The 8,048-nt window shown below is 71.6% G+C and carries 11 protein-coding genes; 7 read left to right on the top strand and 4 right to left on the bottom strand.

What is annotated here, in order from left to right; translation table 11 throughout:
- A partial coding sequence (locus C1I95_RS29750) for a C39 family peptidase (protein ID WP_199523972.1) occupies positions 1–359 on the top strand: 359 nt, incomplete at its 5' end.
- Positions 360–534: 175 nt separating this feature from the next.
- Here C1I95_RS29750 and dusB read toward each other — a convergent pair.
- The 4 genes from dusB to C1I95_RS29730 all read right to left on the bottom strand — a co-directional run bounded on the left by dusB (position 535) and on the right by C1I95_RS29730 (position 4,320).
- Entirely contained in the window at positions 535–1,710 is a 1,176-nt protein-coding gene (gene dusB, locus C1I95_RS29745; protein WP_199523971.1) for a tRNA dihydrouridine synthase DusB, read from the bottom strand.
- Positions 1,711–1,775: 65 nt separating this feature from the next.
- Positions 1,776–3,155: a glycine--tRNA ligase gene (locus C1I95_RS29740; RefSeq protein WP_111218843.1), complete on the bottom strand. Its 1,380-nt coding sequence runs from the start codon at positions 3,153–3,155 to the stop codon at positions 1,776–1,778.
- Between the two features lie 114 nt (positions 3,156–3,269).
- Positions 3,270–3,716 carry an Rv0361 family membrane protein gene (locus C1I95_RS29735; protein ID WP_233513969.1) on the bottom strand — a complete coding sequence of 149 codons (447 nt, stop codon included), beginning with the start codon at positions 3,714–3,716 and terminating at the stop codon, positions 3,270–3,272.
- Positions 3,717–3,978: 262 nt separating this feature from the next.
- Complete coding sequence (locus tag C1I95_RS29730) at positions 3,979–4,320, bottom strand: antibiotic biosynthesis monooxygenase family protein (protein ID WP_111218841.1); 342 nt, start codon at positions 4,318–4,320, stop codon at positions 3,979–3,981.
- A gap of 29 nt (positions 4,321–4,349) precedes the next feature.
- On the opposite strand from C1I95_RS29730, the gene C1I95_RS29725 reads away from it, so the two are divergent.
- From C1I95_RS29725 to C1I95_RS29700, 6 genes are read left to right on the top strand one after another with little or no spacing between them, the layout of a single operon-like run.
- A complete protein-coding gene (locus C1I95_RS29725) occupies positions 4,350–4,607 on the top strand; it encodes a hypothetical protein (RefSeq protein ID WP_111218839.1) in 258 nt (85 codons plus the stop codon).
- Between the two features lie 54 nt (positions 4,608–4,661).
- On the top strand, positions 4,662–5,636 hold the full coding sequence (locus C1I95_RS29720) for a metal ABC transporter substrate-binding protein (RefSeq protein WP_111218837.1): 975 nt from the start codon (positions 4,662–4,664) through the stop codon (positions 5,634–5,636).
- Complete coding sequence (locus C1I95_RS29715; RefSeq protein ID WP_111218835.1) at positions 5,633–6,397, top strand: metal ABC transporter ATP-binding protein; 765 nt, start codon at positions 5,633–5,635, stop codon at positions 6,395–6,397. Before C1I95_RS29720 ends, C1I95_RS29715 begins: the two co-directional genes overlap by 4 nt.
- Entirely contained in the window at positions 6,394–7,263 is an 870-nt protein-coding gene (locus tag C1I95_RS29710) for a metal ABC transporter permease (RefSeq protein WP_111218845.1), read from the top strand. Before C1I95_RS29715 ends, C1I95_RS29710 begins: the two co-directional genes overlap by 4 nt.
- A 37-nt stretch (positions 7,264–7,300) precedes the next feature.
- Positions 7,301–7,600 (top strand): ArsR/SmtB family transcription factor, encoded by a 300-nt coding sequence (locus tag C1I95_RS29705; RefSeq protein WP_093407467.1) that lies wholly within the window; start codon positions 7,301–7,303, stop codon positions 7,598–7,600.
- Positions 7,601–7,649: 49 nt separating this feature from the next.
- Positions 7,650–8,045, top strand: coding sequence for a Fur family transcriptional regulator (locus C1I95_RS29700; protein WP_111218833.1), 396 nt, complete (start codon positions 7,650–7,652; stop codon positions 8,043–8,045).
- Positions 8,046–8,048: the final 3 nt, after the last annotated feature.

Below are 8,048 nucleotides of genomic sequence, written 5' to 3'. Positions count from 1 at the left end.
ACTCCATCAACGACATCACCCCCGTCCTGAACAAGGAAACCGGTAAGAACGTCTACAAGTCCGTCGAGATCAACAGCGCCAAGGCCGACACCAAGCAGGCCGACAAGCTCCGAGACGACGTCGTCCGTACCGTCGACGACGGCCGCGCCGTAGTCGCCAACATCGCCGGCACCGCCACCGACACCGACGGCACCACCCACTCCTTCGAAGGCGGCCACTACATCAGCGTCGTCGGCTACCGCGACGGCGGCAAGACCGTGACGATCGCCGACTCGGCGAACCCGAACACCGCGTCGTACCGGATGAGCGTGGACAACCTGGCCAACTGGATCGCCACCCGCGGCTACACCGCCAGCTGACAACCCAACCAAGTGTCAGGAAGGGACCCCTCCTCCACACCAAGCGTCAACAAGGACCCCTTCCTTTCATTCAGCCAGCAGCCGAAGGGCCGACCCCGAGCGGGGTCGGCCCTTCGGCGTCCGCAGGTTCGGGTCGGCGCTGGGGCAGGGTGGCAGCGGTTCGGGAGTTGGTGTCTCAGCCGCCGGAGTCGTCCAGCTCGGCGCCCTCGGGGACGGTGTCGTCGTCGCGGCTGGCCAGCCAGCCGTCGGGCAGGAAGACCTTGCCCGGGGAGTTGGTCCGGCCGCGCGGCTGGCCCAGCGTCTCCACCGGGAACGGCACGGCCGGGTCCAGCTTGCCGAGTAGGTCGTCGAGCTGAGCCAGGGTGTCGATCATCGCCAGGGCGCGGCGCAGCTCGCTGCCGATCGGGAAGCCCTTGAGGTACCAGGCGACGTGCTTACGGAAGTCGGTGCAGCCGTCCCGCTCGCCCCGGGCCGGGTTGCGGGCCCCGGCGGTGAACTGGTCGACCAGCAGTTCGGCGTGCCGGCGCATGGTCACCGCCACCTCGCCGAGGTTGGGCAGCCGCCGCTCGGTGCGACCGGCGAAGGCGGCCTCCAGGTCGGCGAAGAGCCAGGGCCGGCCGAGGCAACCGCGCCCGATCACCACCCCGTCGACACCGGTGTGCGCCACCATCCGCAGCGCGTCGTCGGCCTCCCAGATGTCGCCGTTGCCGAGCACCGGCACGTCGAGCGCCTGCTTGAGGGTGGCGATGGCGTCCCAGTCCGCGGTGCCCGAGTAGCGCTGCGCGGCCGTACGCCCGTGCAGGGCGACCGCGGCCACGCCGGCCTCCTGCGCGGCCAGCCCCGCCTCGACGTACGTCAGGTGGTCGTCGTCGATGCCCTTGCGCATTTTGACCGTGACCGGCACCCCGGCGGGTGACGCGGCGTCCACCGCGGCCCGCACCAGGCGGGCGAAGAGCCGGCGCCGCCAGGGCAGCGCCGCGCCGCCGCCACGGCGGGTGACCTTCGGCACCGGGCAGCCGAAGTTGAGGTCGATGTGGTCGGCCAGGTCCTTCTCGACCACGATCCGCACGGCGGCGGCGGTGGTCTCCGGGTCGGTGCCGTAGAGCTGGAGGCTGCGGGGGCTCTCGTCCGCCCCGAACGCGATCATCCGCAGGGTCTTCGGGTTCCGCTCGACCAGCGCGACCGTGGTGATCATCTCGCAGACGTAGATGCCACCGCCCTGTTCCCGGCAGAGCTGCCGGAACCCGACATTGGTGATGCCGGCCATCGGCGCGAGCACCACCGGCGGCCACACCTGATGCCGCCCGATGGTCAGCGGGCGCAGCACGGGAGCAGTCGTCGGCACGGTCACCGGACAAGTGTACGGAGGGCCCGCCGGCGTTGAGCTGGTACGCCGGCGGGCCCCTCCTTACACCGTCAGCAGCCGGGGAGGTGGTCGATGAGGTAGCGCTCGACCTGGTCGAGCGGGATCCGCTCCTGGGTCATGGTGTCCCGGTTGCGGATGGTCACCGCGTTGTCGTCCAGGGTGTCGAAGTCGACCGTGACGCAGAACGGGGTGCCGATCTCGTCCTGGCGGCGGTAGCGGCGGCCGATCGCCTGCGAGTCGTCGAACTCGACCACCCAGCGCTTGCGCAGGTCGGCGGCGAGCTGCTTGGCCTTCGGCGAGAGCGCCTCGTTGCGGGACAGCGGCAGCACCGCGACCTTGACCGGGGCCAGCCGCGGGTCGAAGCGCATCACCGTGCGCTTGTCCACGCCGCCCTTGGTGTTCGGCGCCTCGTCCTCGTCGTACGCCTCCAGCAGGAACGCCAGCACCGCCCGGGTCAGGCCGGCGGCCGGCTCGATCACGTACGGGACCCACCGCTCGCCCTTGGTCTGGTCGAAGTACGACAGGTCGACGCCGGAGTGCTTGCTGTGCGTGGACAGGTCGAAGTCGGTGCGGTTGGCGATGCCCTCCAGCTCGGCGAACTCGGTGCCGCCGAACTGGAAGCGGTACTCGATGTCGACGGTGCGCTTCGAGTAGTGGGAGAGCTTCTCCTGCGGGTGCTCGAAGAAGCGCAGGTTCTCCTCGGACAGCCCGAGGTCGATGTACCAGTTCCAGCGCTGCTGGAGCCAGTACTCGTGCCACTGCTCGTCGGTGCCCGGCTCGACGAAGAACTCCATCTCCATCTGCTCGAACTCGCGGGTACGGAAGATGAAGTTGCCCGGGGTGATCTCGTTGCGGAACGACTTGCCGGTCTGCGCGATGCCGAACGGCGGCTTCTTGCGGGCGACCGTCTCCACGTTCTTGTAGTTGACGAAGATGCCCTGGGCGGTCTCCGGGCGCAGGTAGTGCAGGCCCTCGTCGCTCTCCACCGGGCCCAGGTAGGTCTTCATCAGGCCGTTGAACATCCGCGGCTCGGTGAAGGTGCCCTTGTTGCCGCAGTTGGGGCAGTTCAGCTCGGCCAGCGAAGCCGGCGGGCGGCCGTGCTTGGCCTCGTACGCCTCCTCCAGGTGGTCGGCGCGGAACCGCTTGTGGCAGGACTGGCACTCGGTCAGCGGGTCGACGAAGGCGTCCAGGTGGCCCGAGGCGGCCCAGACGTCACGGGCCAGGATCACCGCGGAGTCCAGGCCCACCACGTCGTCGCGCTGCTGGACCATGGTCTTCCACCACTGGCGGCGGACGTTCTCCTTGAGTTCCACGCCGAGCGGACCGTAGTCCCACGCCGAGCGGGTGCCTCCGTAGATCTCGCTGGAGGGGAAGACGAAGCCCCGGCGCTTGGCGAGGCTGACGACGGCGTCGATACGGTCGGCTGGCATTTTTCCTCCTACGCCGACTGGCGGTCGGCGGGGACGTGGTGGGATGGCTGGAACAGTTCGGGGACAACGGTACGACCGGTGCGCTCCCGGACCCAGCACATTACCTGCGGCCGGTCAGTTGACTCCGCAGACCTCCATGCCGCCCGTCTGCTGGTCCTGCTTGAGCACCACCTGTTGGCGCTCCTGGGTGCCGCCGGCGAAGGTCACGTCCACCGGCACGGTGAGCGTGGTGGTGTCCACCTCGCCGACCCGGTAGGAGGCGATCTGCGGCTCGGTGGCCGCCCGGCGCTCGAATTCCTGCCGGGACTCGCGCCGCCTGGCGTCCTCGCAGAGCTGGTCGTATGCCCGGCCGAACTCGCCGTCGACCAGGGCGCGGTAGTAGTCGCCGGAAACCGTGCGGCCCTGCTCCTCGATCGCCTGCACGCCGCTGACCAGCAGGCCGACCACCGCCGCGCCGCCGCCACCGCAACAGAGCAGCAGGGCCAGCGCCCCGGCGCCGAGGCCGAGCCAGAGCCGGGACCGGCCGCCCTCGGTCGGCGGCGCCGCGAACGGCGGGGCCACTCCGGGCCCGGGCGGCGGTGTCGGTACGCCCGGCGCGGACCCGCCGGGAGGCGGGGGCGGGACGGAACCATCCAGCGGCGGCGCAGCGAAACCGTCGGGCAGCCCGGTGCCAGGGCCACCGGTGGGCGGCCCGCCGGACCCGGCCGGCAGAACGCCGGTTTCGCCCGGGACCTGAGGTCCCGGCTGGCCGGACAGCGAGGGGTGTGGCGGTGGGGCTGCCGGTCCGGGGTCGGTCATAGGAGCCACAGTAGTGCCCGACAGCTCAGCGGTAAGGACCCGCAGCCCGATCGCTGGCGACCACCACCACGTCCCCGCCCGGCGCGGCGCTGGCCAACGCCTCGTACGCGGACGGCTCGTCGACGCTCTCGGCGAGCAGCGGCACCGCCGTCACCTTGACGTCGAAGCCGCCGAGGGCCCGACGGTAGGTGCCGACCGACTCCCACTCGGTGACCAGGCACCAGTGTCGGGGGTCGTCGAGCGCCCGGACCAGCTGTCCGCGCAGGTATCCGGGCCGGGCGGCAAGCGCCGTCAGGGCCGCGTGGGCCCGGGCGGTGAACGCCTCCGCGGCGTCGTCGTCGACCACGAACCGGTTGGTCACGAGCACCGGGCTCTCCTCCTCGTAGAGTTTGTGGAATGCAGCGTACGCAGAGTGGGATCGCCCGCCGGCTGGCCCGGGCCAACCCGACGACGGTGTTCCTGGTCACCCTGCTCCTGGTACTGGTCGCGTTCTTCACCCCGGGGGTGCTCGGCGGGCTGTTCACCCTGCTGCTCGCCGGCGCGGTGGCGGCCCTGCTGGTGACCACCTGGCGGGTGCAGACGCCACCGACCCGGGCGATCCGGCTGCTGGCGCTGACCCTGCTGGTCACCGCCGGTCTGGTGAAGCTGCTCTGACATGCAAGCATGCGTTTTTGACAATCATTGTCGTTGTCGCGGACAGTCGGTGTCATGACCTTCCGCTCGACCTCGCGCGCCCTGGCCGTCACCACGGCCACCCTGTTCGCCCTGGCCGGCGTCACCGCCTGCTCGACCGACGGCAACCCGGCCGGCGCCGACCCTGATCGGGTCGACGTGGTGGCCGGCTTCTACCCGCTGCAGTTCCTCGCCGAGCGGATCGGCGGCGACGCGGTGGCGGTGACCAACCTGGCCCGGCCCGGCGCCGAGCCACACGACCTGGAGCTGAACCCGCGTCAGGTCGGGCAGATCAGCGAGGCGAAACTGGTCGTCTTCCTGCACGGCTTCCAGCCCGCCGTGGACGAGGCGGTCGAGCAGAACGCCGGTGACCGCGCCTTCGACGTGGCCACCGTGCAGCCGCTGCTGGACGCCACCGCCGGCGGCCACGACCACGACCACGAGGGCGAGGATCACGCCGAGGAGCACGCCGCCGGGGGCGGCTCGGACGGCGCGAAGGACCCGCACGTCTGGCTCGACCCGACCCGGCTGGCCACCATCGGTGACCAGCTCGCCGAGCGGCTCGGCAGCGTCGACCCGGAGCGGGCCGGCGAGTACACCGCACGGGCCGGTGCCCTGCGCACCGAGCTGGAGAAGCTCGACGCCGAGTTCACCGAGGGGCTGAAGACCTGCCAGCGCCGGGAGATCGTGGTCAGCCACACCGCGTTCGGCTACCTGACGCAGAAGTACCAGCTGGAGCAGATCAGCGTCACCGGGCTGAGCCCGGAGGACGACCCGTCGCCGCAGCGACTGGCCGAGGTCATCCGGGAGGCCCGCGAGCACGGCGCCACCACGATCTTCTTCGAGACCCTGGTCAGCCCGAAGGTCGCCGAGACGATCGCCCGGGAGGTCGGCGCCCAGACCGCCGTACTCGATCCGATCGAGGGCCTGTCCACGGAGAACGGCGCGGACTACCTTTCGGTGATGCGCACCAACCTGCAGACCCTGCGGACGGCGTTGAGCTGCTCGTGACATCTGAAGTCATCACCGTCGCGCACGGGGTGGTCGGCTACGACGGCCGCCCCGTGCTCCGTGACGTCTCGCTGACCGTGACCACCGGCGAGGTGGTCGCGATCCTCGGCGCCAACGGCTCCGGCAAGTCCACGCTGATCCGCGCCGTGCTCGGGCTGGTTCCGCTCAGCGCCGGCTCGGTGGCCCTGTTCGGCCGGCCGGCACGCCGGTTCCGGCAGTGGCACCGCATCGGGTACGTCCCGCAGCGCCTCGGCGCGGGCAGCGGCGTACCGGCCACGGTGGCCGAGGTGGTCGCCTCCGGCCGGCTGGCCCGACGGGGTGTGCTGCGCCCGCCGGGGCGCGCCGACCGGGAGGCCGTCGCCGAGGCGTTGCGCGCCGTCGGCCTGGCCGACCGGGCGAAGGACCCGGTGGGCACCCTCTCCGGTGGGCAACAGCAGCGCACCCTGATCGCCCGCGCCCTGGCCGGCCGGCCGGAGCTGCTGGTGCTCGACGAGCCGACGGCCGGGGTGGACGCGGCCAGCCAGGAGGCGTTCGCCGGGGCGCTGCGCGGCTTCGTCGACGACGGGGGCACCGTGCTGCTGGTCGCCCACGAGTTGGGCCCGCTGCGGCCGCTGATCAGCCGCGCGGTGGTCGTACACCAGGGGTTCATCGCGCACGACGGTGCGGTCCCGGACCCGGCCGGGCACCACGCGGCGCCGGACCACGACCATGTGCACCCGCACGGTCCCGAGGAGCCCGCCGGGCTGTGGAGCACAAGGTGAGTCTCTTCCAGTACGACTTCATGCTGCGCGCCCTGGTCGGCGCGCTGATCATCGGCCTGGCCGCGCCGGCGCTCGGCATCTACCTGGTGCAGCGGCGGCTCGCGTTGATCGGGGACGGCATCGGGCACGTCGCGCTGACCGGTGTCGGCGCCGGCCTGCTCTTCCAGAAGTCCCCCGTGATCATGGCGGTGATCGCGGCCACCCTCGGCGCGATCGTCATCGAGCTGATCCGCGAACGCGGCCGTACCTCCGGTGACCTGGCCCTCGCGCTGCTCTTCTACGGCGGCATCGCCGGCGGCGTGGTCCTGGTCGGGCTCTCCGACAGCACCAGTGCCAACCTCAACGCGTACCTGTTCGGGGCGCTGACCACGACGTCCCGGGACGACCTCGTCACCATCGCGGTGCTCGGCGTGGCCGTGCTGGCCGCGATGATCGCGCTGCGACCCGCGCTGTTCGCGGTCTGCCACGACGAGGAGTACGCCCGGGTCTCGGGCCTGCCGGTACGCACGCTCAACCTGCTGCTCGCGGTGACCACCGCGATCACGGTGACCATCGCGATGCGGGCGGTCGGCGTCCTGCTGATCAGCGCGTTGATGGTCGTCCCGGTGGCCACCGCCCAACAGGTCACCCGGGGCTTCCGCGGCACCATGGCGATGGCGATGGCGCTCGGCCTGTTCGCGGCCGGGGCGGGCATCTGGATGGCGGCGGTCGCCGACACCGCACCCGGCGCCTCGGTGGTGGTGCTCGCGATCGCCTCGTTCATCGTGGTCACCCTGCTCGCCGCCGGCTGGCGCCGGCTGCGCCGGGAGCGACCGGTGCCGGCGCCCGCGCCCGAACCGCACGAGGTGGTGCTCCGCGGATCCTGATCCCGGCGGTCGCCCCGGGATTGGTTACCGTTGCAGGGTGACCAGCGGATCCGGCTACGACGCATACGAGGGTGCCAGCGAACTTCTGCGCGCGCTCTCCGCGCCGATCCGGTTGGCGATCGTCAGCGAGCTGGCCGGCGGTGAGCGCTGCGTACACGAGCTGGTGGACAAGCTCGGCGTGGCGCAGCCGTTGGTCTCCCAGCACCTGCGGGTGCTCCGCGGGGCCGGCGTGGTGCGCGGTTCCCGCCGGGGCCGGGAGATCGCGTACACCCTGGTCGACGAGCACGTGGCGCACATCGTGGCCGACGCGGTCAGCCACGCCGGGGAGGGCTCATGAGCGAGCAGATCATCAACCACAGCGGCACGCGGCGAAGCGGGGTGCCGACATGAGTGAGGGTACGGCCGTCCGCAACACCCGCCAGCGCTCGGCGGTGAGCGCCCTGCTGGCCGAGATGGAAGGCTTCCACAGCGCCCAGGACCTGCACGCGATGCTGCGCGAGCGCGGCGAGCGGGTCGGCCTGACCACGGTCTACCGGACGTTGCAGGGCCTGGCCGACGCGGGCGAGATCGACGTGATGCGCCCGCCCGGCGGCGAACACCTCTACCGCCGGTGCAGCGAGGGACACCACCACCACCTGGTCTGCCGGGCCTGCGGACGAACGGTCGAGGTCGCCGGCCCCGCAGTAGAAACCTGGGCCGACCGCGTAGCAGCCCAACACGGCTACACCGACGTCAGCCACACCCTGGAAATCTTCGGCACCTGCCCAACCTGCACCCCCTAACCC

The sequence above is a fragment of the Micromonospora craterilacus genome (genome assembly GCF_003236315.1).
Taxonomy (GTDB): Bacteria; Actinomycetota; Actinomycetes; order Mycobacteriales; family Micromonosporaceae; genus Micromonospora; species Micromonospora craterilacus.
Note: the sequence above shows the minus strand (reverse complement) of the source record. Positions and strands in the feature narration are given on the sequence as shown.

What these genes read in the sequence shown, in the direction of transcription:
- C1I95_RS29700 (WP_111218833.1), top strand. Translation starts at nt 7,650, where the DNA reads ATGAGTGAGGGTACGGCCGTCCGCAACACCCGCCAGCGCTCGGCGGTG.
- C1I95_RS29725 (WP_111218839.1), top strand. Translation starts at nt 4,350, where the DNA reads ATGCAGCGTACGCAGAGTGGGATCGCCCGCCGGCTGGCCCGGGCCAAC.
- C1I95_RS29740 (WP_111218843.1), bottom strand. Translation starts at nt 3,155, where the DNA reads ATGCCAGCCGACCGTATCGACGCCGTCGTCAGCCTCGCCAAGCGCCGG.
- C1I95_RS29720 (WP_111218837.1), top strand. Translation starts at nt 4,662, where the DNA reads ATGACCTTCCGCTCGACCTCGCGCGCCCTGGCCGTCACCACGGCCACC.